Annotated in this window: 27 protein-coding genes; 9 read left to right on the forward strand and 18 right to left on the reverse strand. The window is 41.4% G+C overall.

The features are described from left to right. Window positions 1-31: 31 nt before the first annotated feature. Together RM368_RS33845 and RM368_RS33850 are read right to left on the reverse strand one after the other, a co-directional pair. Entirely contained in the window at window positions 32-679 is a 648-nt protein-coding gene (locus tag RM368_RS33845) for a Tn7 transposase TnsA N-terminal domain-containing protein (RefSeq protein WP_322698111.1), read from the reverse strand. A 568-nt stretch (window positions 680-1,247) separates the two neighbouring features. Beyond that, window positions 1,248-1,541: a hypothetical protein gene (locus RM368_RS33850; protein ID WP_322698112.1), complete on the reverse strand. Its 294-nt coding sequence runs from the start codon at window positions 1,539-1,541 to the stop codon at window positions 1,248-1,250. A gap of 327 nt (window positions 1,542-1,868) precedes the next feature. Here RM368_RS33850 and RM368_RS33855 point away from each other — a divergent pair, with 327 nt between their 5' ends. Continuing rightward, window positions 1,869-2,849: an aldo/keto reductase family protein gene (locus tag RM368_RS33855; protein WP_322698113.1), complete on the forward strand. Its 981-nt coding sequence runs from the start codon at window positions 1,869-1,871 to the stop codon at window positions 2,847-2,849. Between the two features lie 925 nt (window positions 2,850-3,774). Here the strand turns inward: RM368_RS33855 and RM368_RS33860 are convergent. Both RM368_RS33860 and RM368_RS33865 read right to left on the reverse strand, forming a co-directional pair. Beyond that, window positions 3,775-4,278, reverse strand: a complete 504-nt coding sequence (locus tag RM368_RS33860) for a hypothetical protein (RefSeq protein WP_322698114.1) — start codon at window positions 4,276-4,278, stop codon at window positions 3,775-3,777. A 39-nt stretch (window positions 4,279-4,317) separates the two neighbouring features. Continuing rightward, window positions 4,318-5,868, reverse strand: a complete 1,551-nt coding sequence (locus RM368_RS33865) for a cryptochrome/photolyase family protein (RefSeq protein WP_322698115.1) — start codon at window positions 5,866-5,868, stop codon at window positions 4,318-4,320. A 473-nt stretch (window positions 5,869-6,341) separates the two neighbouring features. Here RM368_RS33865 and dinB point away from each other — a divergent pair, with 473 nt between their 5' ends. Next, window positions 6,342-7,433 carry a DNA polymerase IV gene (gene dinB / locus RM368_RS33870; protein WP_322698116.1) on the forward strand — a complete coding sequence of 364 codons (1,092 nt, stop codon included), beginning with the start codon at window positions 6,342-6,344 and terminating at the stop codon, window positions 7,431-7,433. On the opposite strand, the gene RM368_RS33875 is transcribed toward dinB, so the two are convergent. Further along, the gene (locus tag RM368_RS33875; RefSeq protein WP_322698117.1) at window positions 7,404-7,607 is read right to left on the reverse strand and encodes a CopG family transcriptional regulator; all 204 of its coding nucleotides are present in this window, start codon (window positions 7,605-7,607) and stop codon (window positions 7,404-7,406) included. The two genes, dinB and RM368_RS33875, sit on opposite strands and share 30 nt — an antisense overlap. A gap of 667 nt (window positions 7,608-8,274) precedes the next feature. Beyond that, window positions 8,275-8,559, reverse strand: coding sequence for a hypothetical protein (locus RM368_RS33880; RefSeq protein ID WP_322698118.1), 285 nt, complete (start codon window positions 8,557-8,559; stop codon window positions 8,275-8,277). Window positions 8,560-8,676: 117 nt separating this feature from the next. On the opposite strand from RM368_RS33880, the gene RM368_RS33885 reads away from it, so the two are divergent. The 4 genes from RM368_RS33885 to RM368_RS33900 all read left to right on the forward strand — a co-directional run bounded on the left by RM368_RS33885 (window position 8,677) and on the right by RM368_RS33900 (window position 10,593). Further along, on the forward strand, window positions 8,677-8,823 hold the full coding sequence (locus RM368_RS33885; RefSeq protein ID WP_322698119.1) for a hypothetical protein: 147 nt from the start codon (window positions 8,677-8,679) through the stop codon (window positions 8,821-8,823). A 54-nt stretch (window positions 8,824-8,877) separates the two neighbouring features. Beyond that, entirely contained in the window at window positions 8,878-9,681 is an 804-nt protein-coding gene (locus RM368_RS33890; protein WP_322698120.1) for a hemolysin family protein, read from the forward strand. A gap of 16 nt (window positions 9,682-9,697) precedes the next feature. Next, on the forward strand, window positions 9,698-10,216 hold the full coding sequence (locus tag RM368_RS33895) for a transporter associated domain-containing protein (protein ID WP_322698121.1): 519 nt from the start codon (window positions 9,698-9,700) through the stop codon (window positions 10,214-10,216). A 209-nt stretch (window positions 10,217-10,425) separates the two neighbouring features. Next, window positions 10,426-10,593, forward strand: a complete 168-nt coding sequence (locus RM368_RS33900) for a hypothetical protein (protein WP_322698122.1) — start codon at window positions 10,426-10,428, stop codon at window positions 10,591-10,593. Between the two features lie 471 nt (window positions 10,594-11,064). Here RM368_RS33900 and RM368_RS33905 read toward each other — a convergent pair whose 3' ends face one another. Further along, window positions 11,065-11,709, reverse strand: a complete 645-nt coding sequence (locus RM368_RS33905) for a hypothetical protein (protein ID WP_322698123.1) — start codon at window positions 11,707-11,709, stop codon at window positions 11,065-11,067. A gap of 140 nt (window positions 11,710-11,849) precedes the next feature. Between RM368_RS33905 and RM368_RS33910 the strand changes: the two genes are divergently transcribed. Together RM368_RS33910 and RM368_RS33915 are read left to right on the forward strand one after the other, a co-directional pair. Continuing rightward, window positions 11,850-11,981 carry a hypothetical protein gene (locus tag RM368_RS33910; RefSeq protein WP_322698124.1) on the forward strand — a complete coding sequence of 44 codons (132 nt, stop codon included), beginning with the start codon at window positions 11,850-11,852 and terminating at the stop codon, window positions 11,979-11,981. 196 nt (window positions 11,982-12,177) lie between these two features. Then, entirely contained in the window at window positions 12,178-12,978 is an 801-nt protein-coding gene (locus RM368_RS33915; RefSeq protein ID WP_322698125.1) for an isopentenyl phosphate kinase, read from the forward strand. 47 nt (window positions 12,979-13,025) lie between these two features. Here RM368_RS33915 and RM368_RS33920 read toward each other — a convergent pair whose 3' ends face one another. The 7 genes from RM368_RS33920 to RM368_RS33950 all read right to left on the reverse strand — a co-directional run bounded on the left by RM368_RS33920 (window position 13,026) and on the right by RM368_RS33950 (window position 18,913). Further along, window positions 13,026-13,772, reverse strand: a complete 747-nt coding sequence (locus RM368_RS33920; protein WP_322698126.1) for a DNA cytosine methyltransferase — start codon at window positions 13,770-13,772, stop codon at window positions 13,026-13,028. Continuing rightward, complete coding sequence (locus RM368_RS33925) at window positions 13,709-14,449, reverse strand: DNA cytosine methyltransferase (RefSeq protein WP_322698127.1); 741 nt, start codon at window positions 14,447-14,449, stop codon at window positions 13,709-13,711. The genes RM368_RS33920 and RM368_RS33925 overlap by 64 nt, the downstream gene beginning before the upstream one ends. Before the next feature lie 77 nt (window positions 14,450-14,526). Further along, entirely contained in the window at window positions 14,527-14,838 is a 312-nt protein-coding gene (locus RM368_RS33930; RefSeq protein ID WP_322698128.1) for an ASCH domain-containing protein, read from the reverse strand. A 5-nt stretch (window positions 14,839-14,843) separates the two neighbouring features. Continuing rightward, complete coding sequence (locus RM368_RS33935; protein ID WP_322698129.1) at window positions 14,844-15,224, reverse strand: hypothetical protein; 381 nt, start codon at window positions 15,222-15,224, stop codon at window positions 14,844-14,846. A 51-nt stretch (window positions 15,225-15,275) separates the two neighbouring features. Further along, a complete protein-coding gene (gene dnaB, locus RM368_RS33940; RefSeq protein WP_322698130.1) occupies window positions 15,276-16,658 on the reverse strand; it encodes a replicative DNA helicase in 1,383 nt (460 codons plus the stop codon). Window positions 16,659-16,711: 53 nt separating this feature from the next. Further along, window positions 16,712-18,043, reverse strand: a complete 1,332-nt coding sequence (locus RM368_RS33945) for a hypothetical protein (protein WP_322698131.1) — start codon at window positions 18,041-18,043, stop codon at window positions 16,712-16,714. A 63-nt stretch (window positions 18,044-18,106) separates the two neighbouring features. After that, entirely contained in the window at window positions 18,107-18,913 is an 807-nt protein-coding gene (locus tag RM368_RS33950) for a DUF5131 family protein (RefSeq protein WP_322698132.1), read from the reverse strand. A 40-nt stretch (window positions 18,914-18,953) separates the two neighbouring features. Here RM368_RS33950 and RM368_RS33955 point away from each other — a divergent pair, with 40 nt between their 5' ends. After that, entirely contained in the window at window positions 18,954-19,913 is a 960-nt protein-coding gene (locus RM368_RS33955) for a cytosolic protein (RefSeq protein WP_322698133.1), read from the forward strand. Between the two features lie 65 nt (window positions 19,914-19,978). Here the strand turns inward: RM368_RS33955 and RM368_RS33960 are convergent, their stop codons facing one another. The 4 genes from RM368_RS33960 to RM368_RS33975 all read right to left on the reverse strand — a co-directional run bounded on the left by RM368_RS33960 (window position 19,979) and on the right by RM368_RS33975 (window position 22,555). Continuing rightward, window positions 19,979-20,584, reverse strand: coding sequence for an MT-A70 family methyltransferase (locus RM368_RS33960; protein ID WP_322698134.1), 606 nt, complete (start codon window positions 20,582-20,584; stop codon window positions 19,979-19,981). 30 nt (window positions 20,585-20,614) lie between these two features. Next, window positions 20,615-21,070, reverse strand: a complete 456-nt coding sequence (locus RM368_RS33965) for a hypothetical protein (RefSeq protein WP_322698135.1) — start codon at window positions 21,068-21,070, stop codon at window positions 20,615-20,617. Window positions 21,071-21,226: 156 nt separating this feature from the next. Beyond that, window positions 21,227-22,042, reverse strand: a complete 816-nt coding sequence (locus tag RM368_RS33970) for a KilA-N domain-containing protein (protein ID WP_322698136.1) — start codon at window positions 22,040-22,042, stop codon at window positions 21,227-21,229. Window positions 22,043-22,081: 39 nt separating this feature from the next. Beyond that, entirely contained in the window at window positions 22,082-22,555 is a 474-nt protein-coding gene (locus tag RM368_RS33975) for a DUF1392 domain-containing protein (protein WP_322698137.1), read from the reverse strand. Window positions 22,556-22,563: the final 8 nt, after the last annotated feature.

Consider the following 22,563-nt stretch of genomic DNA (forward strand, 5'->3'; position numbering starts at 1 on the left):
ACTTATGGTCACGTTATGGTTTAAAATTTGGTCACGCAGGGGGTAAAATCACACTTACTCCAGGGTTAGCCGTAATACACTCAACAACTGTTTTTCTTACCTCTTTTTTAACTGTGTTTTCTTGATTGAAATAACCTTGAAGAAACTGATAGTTCCGGTAAGCAATCCAGTTGATTTCTTGATCTGTACGTAAATAATAGTATAGTCCCATTGCTTGAACTTTCGTTTCTGCTGGTGGCGCGTGCCAACAACCATCTTCGTTTTGCTGATAGCGTGCAGGTTGTTTCTGAGCTAGTGTTTTGAGCCTTTCACTCTTCTTCCATTCTTCAAATCCCCCACTATTACACCGCATCACCCAAAAATCCGGGGTATGAGATGTCACTACACAACGTCCGCTCAGGGAATGAAATGATAAACTTAGACGAATTGGCTGGTCATAGTACTCTAATACATCTTCATCGTTTTCGCACTCTACGATCGCCGGCAGTTCTACTTTATGAGATTCAAACTGAATCGTTTTCCCCATTTTGCGACTTGGATAACTGCCGCAAACATTTTTTGCTCCGCCACCTACCTTCCTCACAGGTTCTGAATTACGTATTTTTTGCACCAGCTCTTTTGTCGTCTCTGGTAAACAAAGGCGGCGACACCAGTCTTCAAACTCTCGGTCGCTGAGCATACGAAATACCGTAACTTTCGGCAGGTTTATGCTTGATTTTTATACTTTCGGCAAGCTTATCATTTCAAAACTCAACTTTTTCTATTTGGCTACTAAACGTAATAATCTACTTTTGCGCTATGTCTGCGGCAAGATTATGGTTTCAAAAACGGCAATCTTTTGGTTACAGTGACACTCACCAACATGCGATCGCTCTGGTTGCATGTTAGCCACGGAATAGAAACTATTGCGCTGCCGATAAATTTTGTTTGTCTTTGGTATCGCCTTTGATGCGTAATCCAGCGATACACACTAACATGGTGCTAACTTTTAGTTATGGCTAGCCGTAACTTATTATAGGCACAATGCAACTATAGCTTTGACTGAGTGCAAAGATAGTTTACAAAAGTTGCTCAGGCGGTTGCCATAATATTGGTTCAGCGAAGAGACAGAGGTATTGCTGCCGAAGAATGCATTCGGGAAAACTTTTCTCCCCGATCGGGTGCCTGTCCCTCAATCTCTTCGGATCGTGGATAATTGCAACCGCCTTGATGGTCAACCGTCTAGCAATACAAATTGCTTGCCTTAATTAACTACAAAAATCATCTACCCGAATATCCCGCCAGACATCAGAAACCTGCCAGCCGGAATTGCCCACAGATTGTACTGGAGGATTGTCAAGGAATAGAACATAGTCAGGAACTCTAAGCTCTGAAATTGCTACTGTTTTCTCCTCAATTTCAATCACAGGGGCAGTAGAATTGACAGTATTAGCTAGAAGTTGTTGGTCTTCAGCCTCCTCGATTAATTTCATCTGTCTGATGGTAAGCTTGTCGGATTTTTTGATGATTTTCTTTGTATGTATCTCATTAAAAGTATTCATTGAGTATTCCCTCGAAGGCATTGGTTTAAAATTTGTCCCTTGTAAAGTTGCAAGAAGTTAGGTATTAATAATTGCACAGAATTAACAAGGTACACCAAATCGATGGAAAATACGAGTCTCTTGCCGAAGAATTTATTAATTGGACATAAATATCATCTTTTTCGGGCAGATGCCTTAAAGCGATCGCAGTAGTGGCGCAGAGATTGAGACTCTTCATTAGGTATATTTAAACAAACGAAATATCTGCAATTTGAATGAGGAAAGCTGTGGTGGCTTGAGACAAAGTTTGTAAATACGCTAAAAATAGCTTCTTGGAGATTAATCAAGATGAAAACAACAGTGAAACGAGAAATACAAATGAAATACAGACAATTAGGAAACAGCGAGTTGAGCGTTTCCGAAATTAGTCTCGGTTCCTGGCTGACTTATGGGGGTGGTGTAGAGCAGCAAAATGCAGAGGCTTGTATACACAAAGCTTTTGAGGTTGGAATTAACTTTATTGACACTGCAAATGTTTACGCTCAGGGAGGGGCTGAATCATTTTTGGGAGAAGTATTGCTTGGTACTGAGCGCGAAAGTTATGTCTTAGCGACCAAAGTTTTCTTTCCCATGTCAGCCACTGAGCGAGGACTCTCAGCAGCCCAAATCAGAAAACAAATTGATGCTTCCTTAAAGCGACTGCGTACAGATTACGTTGACCTGTACCAATGCCATCGCTACGATCCAAATACGCCTTTAGAAGAAACGATGACGGCACTCACTGAGGTAGTGCGTCAGGGAAAAGCTCGTTACATCGGTTTTAGCGAATGGAGTCCGCAGCAGATCCAAGCAGCACTGAATTTGGCTGATGTTGAACGCTTTGTTTCCAGCCAGCCCCAGTATTCCATGCTCTGGCGCAAACCGGAAGCACAGGTGTTTCCATTATGTGCAGCTAATGGCATCAGTCAAATTGTTTGGTCGCCGTTAGCTCAAGGTGTACTCACAGGTAAATACCAGCCAGGACAAGCTGCACCTCCAGATTCTCGTGCTGCTAACGAAAAGATGAATTCGTTTTTGATGGAGGAGTTGTTTAACGAGCGTACACTAACAGCAGTACAAAAGCTCAAACCCATTGCCCAAGACTTGGGGTTGAGTATGCCACAATTAGCTCTGGCTTGGGTACTACGAGATGAGCGTGTGTCTTCAGCAATTATTGGTGCTAGCCGTCCAGAACAAATTGTTGATAATGCGGCTGCATCAGGAGTACAGCTAGATACAGATGTACTGGCAGCGATTGACCAAATACTGGCATCGGTTGTTCAAAGGTAGGAAAGAGCTAGTTCTCGGAGCAAACCCAAGCAAACCCAAAAGTTTTATTGTCTTGCTGTCAAGGATATACCTTGAGATGAGCAGTATTGTGCATAGCTCGTTTCCACACTAACAATAGACTACATTATGGCGATCGCTTATTTGAGGGATCTGAATCTGGGGATAGCTAAAAAATCAAATACCCAAGATTGAGGCGAAAGTACTTTTCTTCTGAGTAAGTGCCTGACATTAGTAGCCTAACAAGCAAACTTTGAGCAGCATACTCTTCCTTATCCGTATTTTAGTGAGTAGCCCTGCTCAGACCAAAATAATTTTACTCACTTGTTAGTGATTTGTATATCTCAATAATGACTGTAATTATTGAGATATACTTCACCCTGACTATGAAAGATAATTTTGTTAAGCCGAATCATCCTCTAGACATTTAATAGAGTAGTCTTTTAGTAGATGTTTACACTTAGTATTAGCTATAAATTTAAAGTAAATAAATATTATTTACTTTTTGGCTAAAAAAGGAGTTTTTTATGATATCGACTGTGATTTTTTTCGTTGGCTACACTGTAATATCTGCGTTTTTCATTTCTCATGTTGAGTAATCAGCTCCACTAACTATGTGGAGGCGAATTAATGGAAAAGAAAAGTTGGCGATCGCTACAATCAATATTTCCAGTACTTATACAGAGGTATGGATACCTAGTATTGTATAAACTAAATTTTAATGAGAGTTAATAAATGTAATTTTATATACTCTGTTGAGATGAATAACTCAGTAGAGTATTTTCGTGAGAGTCACTGCCCTTGAGAAATCGTCTTGTCTTGTTGCAATCCAACAAAACCTCTTTTAACAACCATAAATTCAAAACTGCGGCTGCCGTCTCAAGAAATGTAATCGTACTTTTTGAAACATCTATAAGTTGTGCTTCTCTCAATTGCGGTCATTGCCATTAGGAGCCGACAGTTGAATCATCTCAGTAAAACGTGAATACTTAACCGCATCGGTAGGGGGATAATCTGCCGACACTGCAATTAACCCAATTTTGATATCCTCAAAATAAATCACACCCCCAATACGCCCTTCAAGAAAGAAAGCTCCATGAAATAAATGATATGGAGCGATGTAGATTAGCAAAAAGTCACTAATCTTTATTGCCCTATCAAACATCTGCTGACAAGTTTTTTGGAGGACAGCATCTAAATATTCATTATAGGCAGGCTCACCCATGTCAGTGAATTCCGGCAGATCCGCAAAATGATCCATATAAAATAGCCAGATATCGGACAAGTCTGCGTCATTCGTCAGTTTCTGCTTAAGTTCTTGCAATCGGTCGATATTCATATTGTGGATATTGAGGAGATGAGATAAACAGACAGTTAAAAAGTTATCAATAGTCAACTCTCTACGATTTTTGAGTTGAGATAGCCAAAGCACAGTTTGAGTCCACGCTTGCTGGAGAACCGCAGCATCAAGCTACTGGGCATTTCCTTGTCCAACGGTTGCTGCTTGTGTGGTGTGCCAATTAGAAGCCAGAGAGCGGATTTTTTGAAGTTCCGATGCAGAGAGGCGCTCCAAGTTACGCAGTATTTGAGTCATACGTGGCTGGTCTTTTAGCAAGTCGTAATGACGAGCCAGGAAGTCCCAATAAAAAAAGTTGAAAGGACAAGCATTTTCAGTGGTGCGTTCACGAGGATTATAAGCACAATTTTTACAATAGTCGCTCATATTATTGATGTAGTTAGCAGAAGCAGCATAGGGCTTAGACGCAATCATCCCACCATCAGCAAACTGCCCCATACCAATAACATTAGTCTGCATTACCCAATCGTAACCATCAATAAAGGCGGCATGAAACCAGTCCTTAAGTTCTTGGGGGGAGATACCTGCTATCATTGCAAAGTTGTTCAACACCATCAACCGTTGAATATGGTGGGCATAACCGATTTGTTTGACCTGAGTTAGAATCTGGTGCAGACAATTCATCTGTGTATTGCCAGTCCAATAAAAAGCAGGTAGTGGATGAGTGTGGTTAAACCAGTTACGTTCTGAATAGTCATCATCTAGGTAAACATAAACACCGTGCATATACTCTCGCCAGCCAAGCACCTGACGGATAAAGCCTTCGATGCTGTTTAGCTCCCAGTCGTTGCTGTTGTCTAAATATGCAAGTTCTGCCGCCTGAACAACTTCCAAGGGATGAAGCAATCCAATATTGAGATAGGGAGAAAGCATCGCGTGCCACATTGTCTGTTCGCCAGTCACCATCGCGTCCTGGTATGGCCCGAATGAAGACAAACGTGTTTCGATAAAAAACTTCATTACAAGTAGTGCTTGCTGTCGCGTTACACCCCAGCGAAATGGTTCAAGGAGCCAGTAACTTTGATTGTCCTGGAATGCCTCAGATTGCTTAATGAAGTCAATTACATCTTGTGTAATTGAGTCTGGTTCAAACCATAAAGCTTCGGGTAAGGTCAGTTTGCCTTTTGGTGGTTTGCGATTTTGTTTGTCAAAGTTCCATCGACCACCGACAGGTTGATTACCGGACATAAGAATGTTGAACTTCTGTCGTCCCTGGCGGTAAAAGTCCTCCATGATTAGGCGTTTGCGTCCACCTGCCCAGTCAATGAACTGTTGATCGCTCCAGATAAAACGGTTATTTGGTGTAAAAGTGACTTTAATTGTCAAGTTTAACTTTTGAATTAATCTAGCAAAAGGGCGATCTGTTGGAGTCATCACCCGCAGTTCGGTAATTTGGTATTGTTCAATCCATTGGAGTAAAGGTGTATTGAAATCTTGGCTTTGAGCGTATGTTACTGGGAAGCCAAGCGATCGCAATTCGGCAGCAAAGTGACGCATGGCTGACCAGACCAATACCAGTTTTTGCAGGTGATAAGGAAGTTGCCCTGCATGAGTTAGAGATTCAATAAAAATTACGGGAGTCTGTTGCTTTTGTTGCAAGCAACTTTGCAGTGCTGATTGCTGTGACCAAAGTTGATCTCCGAGAACCCAAACACCAATAGTCAAGTCGCTTCGCTCCAATTAAAAATTAAACATTATGAATTAAAAATTGCAAGATGCAACGCTTACGTGGGTTCGCTTGCTGTCGGCGCTATCAGTCGGGGCTTGAACCCACTATTTATTGATTGTAGACCACTGAAATCTTTGATTTAGTGGGGGTTTGTACCCCAAATTAATTAAAAATTATTATCCTTCTTAATTTTTAATTTTTAACTTTTAATTTTTAATTAAAAAAAAGGTCATGCCCTTGCTCCCTCTCATACCGTGCGTTGGCAACGTGACGACAAAATGCTATTCAATCAAGTGTAACGTTATTGTTACAAGAACTTTCTCAATGAAAAAGCTGATGAAAGCTCAAAAGCACTAGTGCTAATGTACTATTGTGGTGAGAAATTTCTCAAATATCCAGATTAAATCACAAATTTACCAGAGAATAGTCGTTCTCGCCGCTTGGTAGAAATACTAATACTTCAACAACAATGCAGACGAGGAAGATAATTCACGTTGATATGGATGCTTTTTACGCATCGGTGGAACAGAGGGACAACCCTAGCTACCGAGGCAAACCGTTAGTCGTTGGTGGTAGCCCGAATCAGCGAGGCGTAGTTGCAGCAGCTAGTTATGAAGCTCGTAAGTTTGGGATTTATTCCGCGATGCCGTCAGTAACAGCAATTGCAAAATGCCCCGGACTGATATTTGTCAGACCAAGATTCGACGTTTACCGAGAGATTTCCACTTCAATCCACGCTATCTTTAAATGCTACAGTGATTTAGTGGAAGGGGTTGCGCTAGATGAAGCATACCTTGACGTTACTGAGAATAGGCAAAACATCCCCTACGCTTCTACTATCGCAAGACATATTAAAACTGCGATTTTCCAGGAAACTCAGTTGACAGCAACCGCAGGCGTGTCGATTAACAAGTTTCTTGCAAAAATGGCATCAGGGCAGAATAAGCCGAATGGACTAACGGTGATTTTACCGGAGGATGCGATCGCCTTTGTAGAACAGCTAGCAATTGAAAAATTCCACGGGATAGGAGAAGTTACGGCGGCGAAAATGCACTCACTCGGCATTCACACTGGTGCAGACTTAAAGGAGCGATCGCTGACTGAGTTAACACACCACTTCGGTAAAGCAGGTAATTATTACTATAAGATTGCCAGAGCAGAAGATGATCGCCTAGTTGAAGCAAATCGAGTTCGTAAATCAGTTGGTGCAGAAACCTCGTTTGCACAAGACTTAAGCGATATCAACCAGATGTTGCAAGAACTTGAACAGATTGCCCAAATTGTCGAGCAACGGTTAGAGCAGCACGAAACGCGTGGCCGCACATTAACATTGAAAGTTAAATTCTCTGACTATCAGCAGTTAACCCGCAGTAAAACAATGCTTGCTCCCATCAGTGAACTCTCTACGATTTTTGAGATAGCCAAAGCGCTGTTTGAGTCGATTTCACTGGAAAACCGCAGTATTAGGTTGCTAGGGATTTCCTTGTCCAATTTGGATAACGCCAAACAAACCCAAGTTATTCAACTGCCATTATTTCAGAATGGGAACATCATATTTTAGGGTAGGTGTAGTCTGTTCAGACGCTGACAACTCGGTTATGGAGAGAGAGCGAATCAACTCCCGAATCACATCAGTTGCAGGTCTACCTGTACTTGCACAATATTTTTCAAGTTTTTCGTTTTCAGCAGATGCAAGATTTATTGTGATTCGTTTGGCAGCCCATTTTTTGTTCATGACTTGCTATATTAACCAAATTTAATGAATTATCTAGACTTTAAATGCCTTGTGCAATACTTAACAAATATATAGATGTTAACCACAGCATACTTGCCGTAAAACCATTTTTAGCACATCCCTCCCCAGAATATTTACTTGTAGCCCAAAACTTCACTGATAAATCATTTATATGAACTTTATAACATTTGAAACGAGCTTGTATTTTTGGTAAATATTGTTAAACAAATTGCAATTGGAGTGAGCCTTGCAAGAGGCGTATAATCAGCAAGTATTGCCAATTGAATTTAGTAAACATTATCTTCATACAATTGCATCTAATATTCATTCGCTTTTTACACAAAAGTGAAGTTGACTAACTACTCTGGATATAGACTTTCATTCAAGCACTATATTTAACTCTATAACTTAACGAAACCTTAAGTAAGCTAGAAAATTTTCTAGTTTGCTTAAGGCTTAATAATTTTGGTTCTTCAGTATCTGTTATGCCAAATTATTAGTTAGATATCAAAACTGGCTCGACAATAAAGCTCAAAAGCCCGAATCAGTGCTAAAACCAATAAAAACTAGTAAATAATGTTTATTTTTATTGCCTAGTAAGCATTTCATAGCTTTTTTGAACGCAAATTAGCATGATATATTAATTTTTATTCAGTCAGAGCTTAATTTACCCACGACAAAAATCATCAACTCTCAACTCGCGCCACACATCAGACGGTTGCCACCCAGAGTTACCCACAGAGCGGAGGGGGCGATAGTGTTCAGAAATGTATTCGGATTCGGAAACGTAGTCTTCAATGTACACAGGTGGATTGCGTTCAATTACTGGTTCAGGAATATTTTGATTCTCAAGCATCTCAATAGGTTCAGTGGGTGGTGGGGTTACTTCTGTTTTCTTGCGAACTGGGTTAGGATTTTTTTTGATGAGTCGTTTCATATCTATAGGAATCATTCGGCTTTGCACAAAGAAAAGATATCTCAGAATACAAGAACTTATCAGCGAATCAGAGACATTTTGCCGTTTGTTTTATGGGTGCGGAGTGCTTTTTGGGGACGGGAGCGGAGGGCGATGCCGAATAGCCTGTCAAATCTTGCTTTCACGTTCGCGGCGCGTGCCGTAGGCAAGTGGTACGGCATTGCTCTAACTTATGATGTGTCTACCCACATATCGAAAGAATATTTGCCGACCATTGGTCGGCAAATAGGTAGCAATTAGTGTTGACAAAATAATCGCGGTAGTAATTAGGTTCAAAGGCTAGAATAGATAGTTATGAACAGTCCATTGACTTGGCTTACTGCGGGCAAATTGCTATCGGTGATTTTCTTGGTGCTAGCCAACGGATTTTTTGTGGCGGCTGAATTTGCCTTGGTTGCGCTTCGCCGTAGTCGTGTCGAACAGTTGGTCATTCAAGGTCATCCCCGTGCAAAAGCTTTACAACGGGCAGTAAATAACTTGGATGCTTATCTAGCAGCGACCCAACTTGGTGTTACCATATCTTCTTTGGGCTTAGGTTGGCTTGGAGAACCAGCGATTGCAGTACTGGTCGAACCCGGTTTCCACTGGCTGCCAAAATCTTTATCGCAAACTAGCGCTCATACGTTATCAGTAGTGATTGCCTTTACAATCATTACGTCTCTCCACATAGTTTTGGGAGAATTGGCTCCGAAAAGTTTAGCGCTCCAGCGCACGGAAAGAACAGCCTTTGCGGTTATAAATCTTTTAGAACTATATTTAGTGATATTTCGGCCTGCTGTGCAAGCTTTGAATAGTTTAGGAAATTTGGTTCTTAAGCTTATAGGCTTGGAACCAGGAAGTAGCGAAGAATTGCTTCATTCGACTGAAGAATTGAAGCTTTTAGTGGCAGCTAGCCATGAAGCAGGTCTGTTGGGAGAAGCGGAACAAGACGTAGTAGAGCGAGTATTTAATATTGGTAACAGACAAGTCAGTGCATTTATGACACCACGTACAGAGATGGTTTGGCTTGACATTGATGAACCGTTGTCAAAAATCCGCAGCCAAGTTATTGAAAGTATTCATTCATTCATTCTTCCCAGTTGGTCAACAGAGCATTGATAACTTATTAGGTATTGTGCAAACCAAAGAATTTTTAGCCCAAAATCCAAGCCAAGCCATTGAATTGCAAGCCTTACTAAAGCCACTTTTATATGTGCCGGAAAGCATGAAGGCTTTGAATCTCTTAGAGTTATTTAAGAAATCTGGGACTCACCTTGCTTTAATCGTAGATGAGTATGGGGTGACACAAGGCTTGGTGACAATCACTGATATTGTGGAAGCGATAGTAGGTGATATCCCAACCAGTGAAGAACTAGCAGATCCTGATGTGGTGCAACGTGAAGATGGGTCTTGGTTGTTAGATGGACTGTTGCCAATTGATGAGTTGAAAGAGATTTTAGATATCAGAAAATTGTTACCAGGAGCAGGGGTAAACTATCAAACTTTAGGGGGATTTGTCGTCAACCAGTTAGGGCATATTCCCTTAGTGGCTGAACATTTTGAATGGGCAGGATTACGCTTTGAAGTAGTTAGTATGGATGGAAACCGAGTAGATAAAGTGTTGGTTGTGCCAATGCACGCTAAAAAAGACTAGTGAGGCATCAATATCTTTGTCTTTACCCCTGAAGTCTACAATAAAAACAAAAATACCCATCATTGCTCAATGCAAATTAGTTTAACTTCGCTCTACGAATCATAGTTTTTGTAAATCTCTTTTGCAAGGATTTATGGGAGATTAGCTAAGTCAACGTTTTATGTTGTTGAGCGAAAGTTTATAATATTCTATAAAGATGATTAAGAAAAATGATTAAGCCTAAAAATGTGTATCGCGGACACTCAATGGAAAAAGTTGGTCACGGTAAAAGAGCGGTATTTAAAACAACTATCAACGAAAAAGAATGGTCTGCCGTGACTGAATTAGAGGTAAAAACAGCAATTGATGCTTGGATTGATGAAGGAATAGAGCCTTAGTTATTGCCTACATAGCTTAAAAATGCCCTGGACAATCTGAATTGATGACCCATCACCGTAAAATCGAAACTCGACCAACTCACCGAGTCGAAACATAGGTTTTTTTTAGTGTTCGGTTGTGATACCAATTCTGTATGAAGATGCGCTAAACTAAATAAGAAACGAACCGCAAAGGGCGCAAAGAACGCAAAGAAAGAAGCCAAGAGAATTTAGCGCAGCCTCACAAAGAAATGGTATGAGTTGCCTGTGCCGACGCAAGGGAAACCCCACGTAAACTATAGGCAAGATTTGCAGTATTTATACAGAGGTATAAATAATTACTAAGATATCAGCTAAATGCTGGTAAAAGATGATTATAGTAAATTTATATACTCTATTGATGTGAATAACTCGGTAGAGTATTTTTGTGAAAGTGCGCCTAACGTAAGCGATCGCCCAATTTAAATTCTGATTTTTTGTTTCTACCTCGATTTACTGAGCGGATACAATTAATTCTTCATCCAGAACTTCGTTCCACTCCTCATCCCAGGTTTGTTCGTTGTAGACCTTGGTGGCTTGAGCAATTTTCAGGCGATGAGCAACCGAAACACAATGTCTAGGTTGCCAAGCGATGTTCGGGTATTTACCTTGCAGATATCTCACAGCATCTTGACAATCATTAATTACTGGAATGTCTAAGTTTAGATACCTTCGCAACCCAATGCCTAAACGAATTGCCTTAATCTCATGGTTGTGAAAATAGTATTCTTCATCTTCAGGAGTGGAAATTAGTAGAACTCTGACCCAAGAATGAATATTATAGACAGCTTTAGCTATAACTACATTGATATGTTGAGGCTTGTAGTTATCCAAAAATTTATCTACAGCAGCTTCATCTTCTAAATCGATATCTACACCCTGTGCCAATAGTAAATCAGAGATATCATCAAACCCTTCAATGAAAGATTCGTACCAATCTTGAATGGTTTGGGTGCTAAAAAATTTAGCAGCATCATCAAATGATATTTTTTCCCAGCCTGCATCTGTAGTTATTTGCTGGCCAGTTTTAGGGATAAACAGATTCTCGTGCGCCAACCACGGTGGGACATTCTTTTGCTTTTTCTTGTGTTTACCCATTTAAGAAGAAATGCAAATATATAAGAAATAGATGAAAAACCCCAACGTTCTCGTGAGGCTAGGGATACATTAGAAAACTCTTCCCCTATCATGACACAACTCAATACGGGAGCAACCACCTACAGTCTGGAGGTGGTTGCATGAACCAACCAACCTCCAAGCGCAAAAGACTCACCCCCACAACTCCCGATAAACCAAAGTCAGCCCTCAAACCAGCACAAGAGCCGGAAAATCCAAGCGCAGTCACGGTTGGAAAGGCAAGGCATTGCTAGATGAAAACTAAAATAGGGAGTTAGCGTTGCATAAATCAACCGTTCATCTCTGATAAATCCTCGAAGCTACCAATTGCAGCTTTTTAGTCTCAACTAGTTCAGCACAACAATCTTGACAGAAAAGATAAATGATTACGAAAATATCTGTAAATAGATTTGGCATATTTCTCAGTAAATATACTCAAAAGCTTTGATTATGGAATTAGTATTAGTGAAGCTAGGAGGTTCCTTAATTACTGACAAGGATAAACCTTATACTGCTCGAAGAGAAGTTATAACAGAACTGGTTGAGCAAGTGAGCCTAATCAAACGTGAAAATCCTAATCTGAAACTTATTATTGGTAACGGTGCTGGTTCTTTTGCCCACCAATCAGCGAATAAATATAATACAATTAACGGTTTTTCAGGTGAGGGAGAAAAACTAGGGTTCTGCTTAGTTCACCAAGATGCTTTAGATTTAAATTTTCTACTAGCTAAAAGTTTTTTACAGGCAGGTTTACCAGTGGTAAGTTTGCCACCTATTACTATGACAATAACTCATAATAAGAAACTGTTGAAGAGTGACTTTAGTGTGATAGAAAGTAGTCTACAAGTAGGTTTAATTCCTTTAGTTTTCGGTGATGTAGTTCTAGATAAAGCTATTGGTGGTACTGTCCTCTCGACAGATGCAATGCTTGCAGAACTAGCGAAATACTTCTATCTTCAAGGTAAGTTTAAAATTCGACTAATAAATGTTGGAAATTATGCAGGTGTATATGACCAAGATGGGCAAGTAGTTTCCAATATTACTCAAGCTAACTATTCTCAGATTAAACCTTTCTTGGGCAAGAGCAAATCAGTAGATGTTACTGGCGGGATGGCTAAGAAAGTTGAGGAGTTTTTGACTATTTCTAGTTTAGGGATTGACTGCTGGATAATTGATGGGAATATCCCAGGGAATTTAGCCTCTTCAGTTTTAGGTACGCCAACTCTAGGCACTTTAATTAGGGCATTGTAACTAAAATGATTTCAAAACTGTTGGTAGTTAATCCGAATTACTTACCCTTAATCTTTTTGAGATAACTCATTTTTCTGTATGTGAGTAAATAACTGCGCGGCAAAACTGGGTGGTACAGAGTAGCCAATGATTGACCCCGCCGTAGCAGTTTCCTTGGGAAATTCATACCAATTAAGAAAACCCTGTAACTTCGCCGCTCCTGCAATTGACAAAGACTTGACCGTACCATCAGGCAACCAGATATCAGCGAACTTACTACGGTTGCAACCTTTGTGGTCGGTGAAGTGGGATCGCAGAATAGTGTTACAGGGTAAGTGTCCAGGTTTATACTTGGACTTTGTACGTCCCCCCACTCTTTCTATTAGCAATGGCGTTGGTTCGTTAGCCGTCAGAAATTGTTCTACCGCTTGCCGTTGTTTGGAGAGTAGTTGGGAATCGGTCATGGTGGGGATGAGATGCCCGATCGCCTCGTACCATCCACAAGGTTTACTCTTCGTGGATAGGGCAACCTGAAAACCTTTGCTTGCAACCAGAACTAACCGCCGCCGCGCCTGGGGCAACCCAAAGTCAGCCATGTTGACCACGCTGTAATCGACCGAGTACCCCTCAAGTTCCAAAGCATCCAGGATAATACTGAAACTCTGGCTGTTCTGATAGCGCGGCACATTCTCCAGCGTAAACACCCGTGGCTGCAACTGTCGGATGGCTTCTGCTACTGCGATCGCTGCACTCAGATCATCAGCCGTTTCAATACCCTTACCCGCTTTTGCAGAGCTTGACTGAAGTTGGCACACACCGGGGAGGCGTGGAGGTAATCGGGGCGGCGGGGAAAACCTAGAAATCCTAACTGTGCTATTTCTTGAACTGTTAGCTGAATGATTTTGCAGCCATATTCATGAAAGTTACGGTGATGGTTGAGAGCGATCGCCCTGCTCAAGTCTGGTTTACTTGGGTCAAACTCTACTGCAATAACTGGACGAATCCCGGCTTGCACCATCCCCGCTTCAATCCCGCCGCCACCAGCGAAAAGTACTATAGCGATCGGTGCGTCATCTGGAAGAACTGGTTTTATTTTTGTGTTATCAAAATTTTTGCAGACATCTAATTTTGGTGATGGCTTTTTGGTTTTCGCTTTTTTGATAAAGGCGGTAATATCTTCCCTAGTTGCCCCCTGCTGTTGCATTAGACGAATCATGTGGACAGCACCAGGGGGAATTGAGCCTATACTTCGTCCTTTCCATAATCCATCAACTCGTTCTTCCCAGTTAAAACCCCATCGCCACTGAATCGGGTTGTCTGGGTCACGTTGGCCTATAACTCGTGGGTAAAAAACTATTGAGCCATCAAGTAGCTTTTTCTTTTCGAGATACGGATAGAGGCATCCTTGGCTATGCAGTTGTGAAGCTCTAAGGTCGTCTTCTAAGAATTTTTCGGGTATTGCAGATAACTCAAATATTACTGATTTAGTCAAGCAGCCACCTCCATGACCAAATCATCTGGTACTTCAAAAATCCCCAATCGCCCAATGTAAGGAATCGGTGTAATCTCTCACGGATTCTCCAGCTTCCAGTGATATTGCCCAGGCATCCCCCAGCCAGACGCAACTTGTGAAAACTTGCAATCCACTATTGTGACTATACCGATGACTTGGCCACGACGTAAAGAGATTAGTTCTGGAATTTCTACCCCCATTCTTTGGCAAAATTCTCTCGCTGACTGGTACTCTTTTTTGGTGCAGGTTTTTGCGGCGTGAATCAGAATGTCGCCGCGATAATTGATAGGCCAGCCACGGTTTTCTATGTTTTTGAGAGCATAAATGATTGCCCATGCCCAAGGCTGACGGACTGAAAGTGCTTTCATGGGTTTTAAAACTTCAGCAATTGAACATAAGCGTCTAATGCCGCAAGTGCCGGATGTGGATGTATTTGCGACTTCAGCCCATTGCAGATTGTGGCGATAGTTCCAAGCTCTATGAAAGTGAAATGAATATTGGACTGACGGTTAGAACAGCGATGTAAAACTGTTAGAAGAACAAAATTCAACTGTCTGAGAATTACATCTTCAGCTACATCAAGTCGCCAAGTAAGATTTTCGGAAGTAACCGAACGCCAGGGGTTATCGAAAGAACACTTTTCAACTTCGGGCAGCACTTTTACCTTAAACCTGTAATCCCTGTCAGTGGTAGAGCATTCATCAGGGGCAAGAGCCGCCCAAAGTTGTAAAAGCTGTTGGTAAGTTTCAATCATTCTCAGTTCCCTATCTTGCGTAAAAGACAATGTTTATCCTCCAGTAGAGCCTTAAAAACTACGACCACGAGATAAATTCTTGAATCTGGTAAACTGATGGTCAAATAAAAGCTTGACTGTACCAGTAGGTCCATTGCGTTGCTTGCGAACAACTAACTCAGCAATGCCACGATCTGGGGTATCGGGGTTGTACATTTCTTCGCGGTAAAGCATGATTACAACATCACTGTCTTGCTCAACAGCACCACTGTCTTTTAAATCACTTAGTACAGGGCGTTTATCGTTACGGTGTTCAACTTCGCGGTTGAGTTGGGACAAAGCCAGTACAGGCACATCCAAATCTTTGGCTAATCTTTTTAATCCTCGGCTGATTTCACCGACTCGTTGAGCCATGTTCACCCGTGAATCAGTATCAAGAGCCATTAGTTGTAAGTAGTCAATGATCACAAGCCCAACACCACCGTAATGGGATGAAATTCGGCGGACTTGGCTACGGATTTCATTAAGAGAAGGGCAAGATTCGTCGTTGATGAAAATCTGTTGTTCGCTTAATTCTGCGATCGCCACGCTTAAAGGTTGCCACTGGCTGTCAGAGACATTCCCAGTTTCCAAGAAGTTATTTTCAATGCCAGATTCACTGCTCAAGAATCGCTGTACGTACTCATCAGTAGACATTTCCAAGCTGAAAACGCAGATAGGCATCTTCCCAGTTTTGGCAACATTGAGAGCAAGATTACCAGCCAAAGCGGATTTACCAACAGAAGGACGAGCAGCTAGTACATACAACCGTCCTTTGCGAAAACCACCGCCGAGTATACTGTCCAGGTCATAAAATCCACTCTTCAGTGCTGGTGAACCTGTACCAGCATGACGTGCTTCTATTTCGGTGAAAGTGTCGGCTAGGGCATGAGAAATATGAACCAAGTCAGAGGCAGAATGCTCAGACTTAATGCAGTAGACTTTTTGTTCGGCTTCGTCAAGAATTACAGGTAAATCAGTTTCGGTGGCATAGCCGAGTTGAACAATCTCAGTGCCAGCAAGGATTAACTGCCGCCTTTGGTATTTTTCCATTACCAAGTCAGCTAAAACATCGATGTTCACAGCTGACACAGTACGGTCAAGCAGACTGGCCAGTTTATTGCGTCCACCGATACGGAACAATAAACCATTATCAGACAACCAGTTGGTAATGCAAAGCAAGTCTGTTGGTAATCCTTGGCTGTACAGTCGTAGGGCTGCTTGGTAAATGTCTTTGTGGGCATTGATGTAAAAAGCATCTCTTACCAAGCGTTGTTTACCGCCGTAGGCATCGCTGATTCGGCTCATGGCACTTGGGTCGAGCATGATGCCACCGAGTATCACTTCTTCAGCCTCAATGCTTTGTGGGGGTAAACGGTCTTGTTGGGATGTGAAGTTTGTTTTGTCTTGTGCCATAGTTCACCTCATTTGAAAATTTTGATTTCTAGAAAATCTAGATTCCATATTGCTCACGCAGCTTGCGGATGTAAGTACACATACATTTGAGGATGTGTAAGTTTTAACCAATCTAACCATTTGAGCGTTGCACCTGGATCTTGTTGGTCATAACGGCTGCTGAAAGAAGCGATCGCTTTGTCTTTACCAACTTCATCCATGCGGTCTAGAAGTTCACTGAAGGTCGCTTTATGCCAATCAAGAGAACGATTTGAGTAGTAACCGATGGGTTGGTCATTGGCTTTTGATTGTTCAGTTTGTGGCGTAGATAATTCAAGAACTTTTGACCAATAAACCAACAGTTCTTCTAAACCAGCTTTACTCACCTCCAAATTGCTGATTGATTTGATCACAGTGGGGACTTTTTGCTGCCAATTAACCTTGTCCCACTCGGCTCTCTCCTTAGCGATTAACTCCACCAAACGCCGATCGCAGGTTTGGTAAATCTTGTCTCTGCAAGAAGTGCGCCAAGGGAAACGCCAAGAACGGAGCTTGATTTCATTTCTGTAAACTGCGGGTAAAGGCTCAGATGCTAAGATGCCGGGGTCAAGCAAGATGTGATTGAGCAAATCATCAATCGACTGAAATCTTGGTTTGCTTGGTTTCTTGTTCGCTTGTTCGTTTTTATCGAACAAACCCGCCGCAATAGTAGGTCTACATGAGGGAATGTCTGTTTGATGCAAAGTCTCGGATTGATTTGACAACGAAGTGAGAGATTCGGGAATTGGTTCTTCCTGGTTTGATTGTGAAGACGAAGATTCGGGAATTGGTTCTTCTTCCTGGTTTGGTTGTAAATCCAAGTTAGTTTCTTCACACACACACTCGTTTTTTGGGGGCACTGCACTTAGTGTGAATTCCTTAGATGGGATTACCTTAATGGGAATACCTTTGTGGGTCAGAATTGACCCCACCCCCCATGCAGAATTGACCTCCCCACTGGGTGCAAAATTGACCCCACCCCCCGTGCAATTTTGACTGGGGTTAATTTTGACTGGGGTTTCTTTTGTTGTCTTGATTTGTGAACGAAGTAATTGAATTTGGTCAGGAGAAACCCACAAAGAAGGTGAAGTGGGAGTATAAATGTTAGTAGTTCCAATACGTTCTTGTATTTCAATCATTCCGGCGGCTAGTAAAAGCTTGATAGCATTTTTGGCAGTTTTGAGAGCGATGTAACAATGTTTAGCCATCTTCGGAATAGACTCAAAGCAACCGCTTACACCCGCTCTTCTTTGGATATGCGCGTACAGCCGGAATTCTGATGATTCAAGTGGATAATCATCAAAAAAACCGGGAATGAAGACTTCAAAAGCTGTCCGATTATTAAGCTGATTTTCTGCTAAAGTCATAATGATATACCTAATAAAAATTGCCTTCCCTCGAAAGTCTCTTAACAATCGAGGGATTTGTTTCTAATCACAAGTGAAGTTGGGAAATTCCCGAATTTGTATCTGTTGGGGAAATTCAGCAAGTTCGCCGCCTTTGGCGTGTTTTGTTTTAAAAGGTTGCTGATTCAAATAAATATTTGACCCCAATTGCTTGACAAATACAGGCGTTTTTGACTCGTTGCACTGTTTGACGAGAGACTCGACCCATTCGATATGGCATGGTCTAGAGTCTGTCCCTGATTCACCACCGATAATAAGCCACTGGACATCATTCAAATATTGGCTAATATCGCCCAAATCTTTTAGTAATGGCTCAACTGACCAAAACCTAACACTAGTTGGAATTTGGGCAAGGAATTGACTACGTTCTTCAAGAGTGCGACGGTTTTCTATAGAAGTTCCAACCCAAATATTAGAAGGTAATTCCTCTAGCCCATGATTAGAAAGCCATTCATCTACAGATGACAACATAATTTCTGGGCGTTTGGTAAGGATTTGAAATGTTTGCTTTGGTGCTACGAACATTCCGTCTAATATTTCATGTTGCCAAAAACGCGGAACCCACTCACCAAAAACATCGGTCATTGAAGAAACGAAATGCTTTTTAGGTTTCCTTTGAAAGCCCCATTTCCGAATAGCTTCTGTATCAAGTGTTAGTTCTGGTGGTTGCCCAGAGTAGGGTAGTTTGTTTCCACCGAAGAAAGAATTTTGATTCAGTTTTTCGCTATAGCAATTTTTACATCCCTCTGAGATTTTTTGACACCACCAACCGCCTCCCTTGGCACGGATGATATTATCTGTTAAGTCTGTCCATTCTATGTTTGTTGGCATAAATACCTCTGAAATTTGAAATTAGACAATACATTTGAAAATGGCAAATAAAACACCTCTTACTGAATACGATTCTCCTTGGAAGCAAATACTACAGTTGTATTTTGAAGATTTCATGTTGTTCTTTTTTCCCCAAGCGCATAGTGAAATTAATTGGAGTAGAGGTTTTGAGTTTCTTGACCAGGAGCTACAGCAAGTAGTCCGTGATGCGGAATTAGGAAAGCGACTGATTGATAAATTGGTGAAAATTTACCGTATTGGGGGTGAAGAATCTTGGCTATTGATCCATGTCGAAGTCCAAAGCCAAGAAGAAAGCAATTTTCCGAAACGTATGTTTGTTTATAACTATCGGATTTTTGACCGTTACGATCGCTCTGTTGCATCATGCGCGGTACTGGGGGATGACAACATCAACTGGCGACCATCGCAGTTTGGGTACGATTTGTTTGGTTGTACAGTTGATTTTCAGTTTCCTGTAATCAAGCTGCTAGACTATCAACAAAGGTTCTTGGAGCTAGAAGCCAGTCGTAATCCATTCGCTACAGTGGTAATGGCTCACTTAGCGGCAATGCAAACCTTGAGTGATAGGTTAGAAAGAAAGCAGTCAAAACTGGCTTTAGTACGTCGGCTATATGAGCAGGGGTTTGAACGCGAGGCTGTTGTTAACCTTTTGGCTTTTATTGACTGGATGTTGACGCTACCATTAGATTTAGAGCGAGAATTTCAACGGGAAGTAGAACAATTAGAGGCAGAACAACGTATGCAGTACGTGACATCATTTGAGCGAATTGCCCGAATGGAAGAATTGGTAGAAGCAATAAAATTAGGCTTGGAACTCAAGTTTGGCCCTGAAGCATTAAACCTAGTGCCAGAAATTTCATCATTGTCAGACGTTGAACTATTAAGAGCAGTGAGAAATGGGATAAAAACAGCAACTACAGTTGATGAATTGCGTCAAATATACCAGTCTTCTACAACTGACAATCTGCCAGAAAATTAGCATTGAAGAATTTAATATTTAGTTTTCTAGGTTCAGTACACTTTAAGTGCTTAAATTAGCTCTAATTAAGCACTTAACGAAGTATCTCCATCACGTTCCTCAACAGGCTGATCAAACTTCAGAGCCTCATCACCCCAACAATCCCAGCCAACTCTAGACGAACGTGCGAACATCTCCAGCTTGGTCATATCAGGACACAGCTTTTCTACAAGTTCAAAAAACAGTTCCGGCTTACGTGAATGTTCACGACGGGGTGAGTGTAAAATGCTTGACTGGTTTGTGAGTGTCCGTCCAGCAAAAGCTTTCACATTCCCACGAACAGCCAAAGCGCAATGTTCAGTCGAATTCCGCAACCAATGACCGACACCTAGATGTGTTTTAGTGTTATCCTTAGTAACTTTTTCCCAAGTTAGGATGGTTTTGAGTTCAAATCCCCATATTTCTAAGCAGTGTGCGGCTTCAATCATGTGATTGTTGGTGTACCACAGCCAAAGAACTGACCCCGTAGGATGGCTTAAGTCTGGAACAGGCAATGACAGTATTTCTTCTATGTGCATTGGCTTGTAGTTAATGCGGTTTCGGTGAGTCTTATCCTGATTTCTCAACCGATAGAACCAAGGAGGGTCAATCACGATGCACTGGTATTCACCTTCTAATGTTGTTAGCCTCATGTTTAACTCCTGTTATTTTCAATGTTAATTTCAGACTTTTTCTGAAAATTCAATGTGGCTTAAAGTTTGAAGTTCAACAGCTAATCTACTTAAGAAATTTTGGAGTTCGACTGTTGCCAATTCTTTAGATATCTCTTTTTCTGATATGTAAATAAGTTGCTTAAAATTCCCCAAATAAGCTTCTGTACGAGTTAAATTTTGCTCTGTGTCAGTTAACAGAGTTAAGCTAAATCTTCCCAGTTTGCAAAAGTAATACTGACGGTGATCATAAGGGTTGCCTTGATGCCAAGTGATATAAGGTTTTGAATCAATGTGAGCGCTAATAGATTCAAAATCAACGTGAAAAATGTTCATCTCAGTCAGCATCTCACCACTGTTATAGAGGTCTGTTATATGCTGCTTAATTGCTGTTACTGCTAAACCGTCAGGAATATTAATGTGGGCTTCAGATGTAACTTTTTCAACTACTGTGACTATGGCTTTCATGTTGGTTACTTTGTTATTAAGAGTTAAGATGCTTGATTGATTATGAGAAAGTTGCTAACTTAACTGTGAATACTTTGTAATTCAATTAGCGTGATCGTATTTTGCACGGCTAATCTCTTTACCAATTTCATCAATCTGTTCTTCCACTGTTTCACCTCAGTTGCGTTCATTAAACAATTGTGTAATGCTTGGCAACCACCGTAGCTGAAAGACAGTCTGATTTGAACCTTTAGCGATCGCTGAAACCATCCGCCCCCATTGCTTACCTAAGTCGGTTGGACGATATGGGATTTTCTTGTCATCAGTTCTGTATTGCAAGCCAGCATGAATCAACCAGTTATTCACTGCCACTGCACTCATCCCAACTTTCTCGCCAATATCTGTAGGCTTGAGATATGTGTCATCACTGACATTGGTAATTGCGAACGCCGACTTGAGTTCATCGGCTGCTGGTTTAAGTGCGGGATTAACTCTGGTGGCAGCGTTAACAGCTAACTGTGCGGTGAGGGATTTTTCTAACCCAGCGAATTCACCCACCAACAGAGCTAACTGTGCAGCTTCATGGGACGGGACTAATGCTTTTGGCGGTTTCTCTGGCTCTGGTATTGGTTCTTGCTCTAGTTCACTGGAGAACATTACCTTCATTAGGGTTCTGTTCGCCCAGATGCGAAATGGAATAGATACCCACTGAGCTAAATCAATTGCTACCTCTGGATATACCCAAGTACCTTGAACACTTCCACGTCCTTCAACTTCGATTATCAGTGACGATATCGGAATCCCGATGTCGTTAGAAAGCTCTAACCAGTAAGCTTTTGTAGATTTTCTTTCGTTGTAATGTCCCCAAAGTTTCCCATTTGCCGCGCACATTTGAGTTGCATTCACATAGCCCTTTGGGATACTGTATCTACCTATTTCTCCATCTTGGGGCATTTGCTGAATTTCTGAGCCGCGCCATGAATGTATCAACATAATTCATTACCTGTTTATTGAACAAAATAGTGAACTGATTCAGGCATTTACGCGTACCAAACTTTTTTCACCGACCAATGAGAAGCGATTAAGTATAGTCGGTGTTTCGGTCAATGTTGGCGATACCAATTCGACAAGGTAAAACCAAAACTTATCCACAAGTACAACCCCCAGAATCAGCCGTTGTCTTGTGTCATCACCATAAGAACAAAGAATTACTTTCTGTCCTAAAGCGAAAGCAGGTTTTTGCACTGTGAGAGCTTCTAATTGACCAGTCCCAATGATTTGATGTTCTGTAGCGTGGACAATTTCATCACCACAAATGACTGTATAAAGCCAACACTCATGTTTCCACTGGACACCAGAACAGTAACCAAATGTTTTCGTAGTTTTCAGGTAAACTCTCTCCAGTAAATTTACCTCAACGGGCGGAATTGTTTGAGCCCAAGGTGGGGAGAGATACCAACTCAATACTGCTCGGTTAAGGAGAAATAGAGGTAAAACAAAGAAAATAGTGTTCG

The sequence above is a fragment of the Nostoc sp. DedSLP03 genome, from assembly GCF_034530815.1.
Lineage (GTDB): Bacteria > Cyanobacteriota > Cyanobacteriia > Cyanobacteriales > Nostocaceae > Nostoc.

Bases quoted from the DNA above. Each gene is read 5' to 3' on its own strand.
- RM368_RS33845 (WP_322698111.1), bottom strand. From the start codon at position 679: ATGCTCAGCGACCGAGAGTTTGAAGACTGGTGTCGCCGCCTTTGTTTA.
- RM368_RS33850 (WP_322698112.1), bottom strand. From the start codon at position 1,541: ATGAATACTTTTAATGAGATACATACAAAGAAAATCATCAAAAAATCC.
- RM368_RS33855 (WP_322698113.1), top strand. From the start codon at position 1,869: ATGAAAACAACAGTGAAACGAGAAATACAAATGAAATACAGACAATTA.
- dinB (WP_322698116.1), top strand. From the start codon at position 6,342: ATGCAGACGAGGAAGATAATTCACGTTGATATGGATGCTTTTTACGCA.
- RM368_RS33875 (WP_322698117.1), bottom strand. From the start codon at position 7,607: ATGAACAAAAAATGGGCTGCCAAACGAATCACAATAAATCTTGCATCT.
- RM368_RS33880 (WP_322698118.1), bottom strand. From the start codon at position 8,559: ATGATTCCTATAGATATGAAACGACTCATCAAAAAAAATCCTAACCCA.
- RM368_RS33885 (WP_322698119.1), top strand. From the start codon at position 8,677: ATGCCGAATAGCCTGTCAAATCTTGCTTTCACGTTCGCGGCGCGTGCC.
- RM368_RS33890 (WP_322698120.1), top strand. From the start codon at position 8,878: ATGAACAGTCCATTGACTTGGCTTACTGCGGGCAAATTGCTATCGGTG.
- RM368_RS33900 (WP_322698122.1), top strand. From the start codon at position 10,426: ATGATTAAGCCTAAAAATGTGTATCGCGGACACTCAATGGAAAAAGTT.
- RM368_RS33905 (WP_322698123.1), bottom strand. From the start codon at position 11,709: ATGGGTAAACACAAGAAAAAGCAAAAGAATGTCCCACCGTGGTTGGCG.
- RM368_RS33910 (WP_322698124.1), top strand. From the start codon at position 11,850: ATGAACCAACCAACCTCCAAGCGCAAAAGACTCACCCCCACAACTCCC.
- RM368_RS33915 (WP_322698125.1), top strand. From the start codon at position 12,178: ATGGAATTAGTATTAGTGAAGCTAGGAGGTTCCTTAATTACTGACAAG.
- RM368_RS33930 (WP_322698128.1), bottom strand. From the start codon at position 14,838: ATGAAAGCACTTTCAGTCCGTCAGCCTTGGGCATGGGCAATCATTTAT.
- RM368_RS33935 (WP_322698129.1), bottom strand. From the start codon at position 15,224: ATGATTGAAACTTACCAACAGCTTTTACAACTTTGGGCGGCTCTTGCC.
- dnaB (WP_322698130.1), bottom strand. From the start codon at position 16,658: ATGGCACAAGACAAAACAAACTTCACATCCCAACAAGACCGTTTACCC.
- RM368_RS33945 (WP_322698131.1), bottom strand. From the start codon at position 18,043: ATGACTTTAGCAGAAAATCAGCTTAATAATCGGACAGCTTTTGAAGTC.
- RM368_RS33950 (WP_322698132.1), bottom strand. From the start codon at position 18,913: ATGCCAACAAACATAGAATGGACAGACTTAACAGATAATATCATCCGT.
- RM368_RS33955 (WP_322698133.1), top strand. From the start codon at position 18,954: ATGGCAAATAAAACACCTCTTACTGAATACGATTCTCCTTGGAAGCAA.
- RM368_RS33960 (WP_322698134.1), bottom strand. From the start codon at position 20,584: ATGAGGCTAACAACATTAGAAGGTGAATACCAGTGCATCGTGATTGAC.
- RM368_RS33965 (WP_322698135.1), bottom strand. From the start codon at position 21,070: ATGAAAGCCATAGTCACAGTAGTTGAAAAAGTTACATCTGAAGCCCAC.
- RM368_RS33970 (WP_322698136.1), bottom strand. From the start codon at position 22,042: ATGTTGATACATTCATGGCGCGGCTCAGAAATTCAGCAAATGCCCCAA.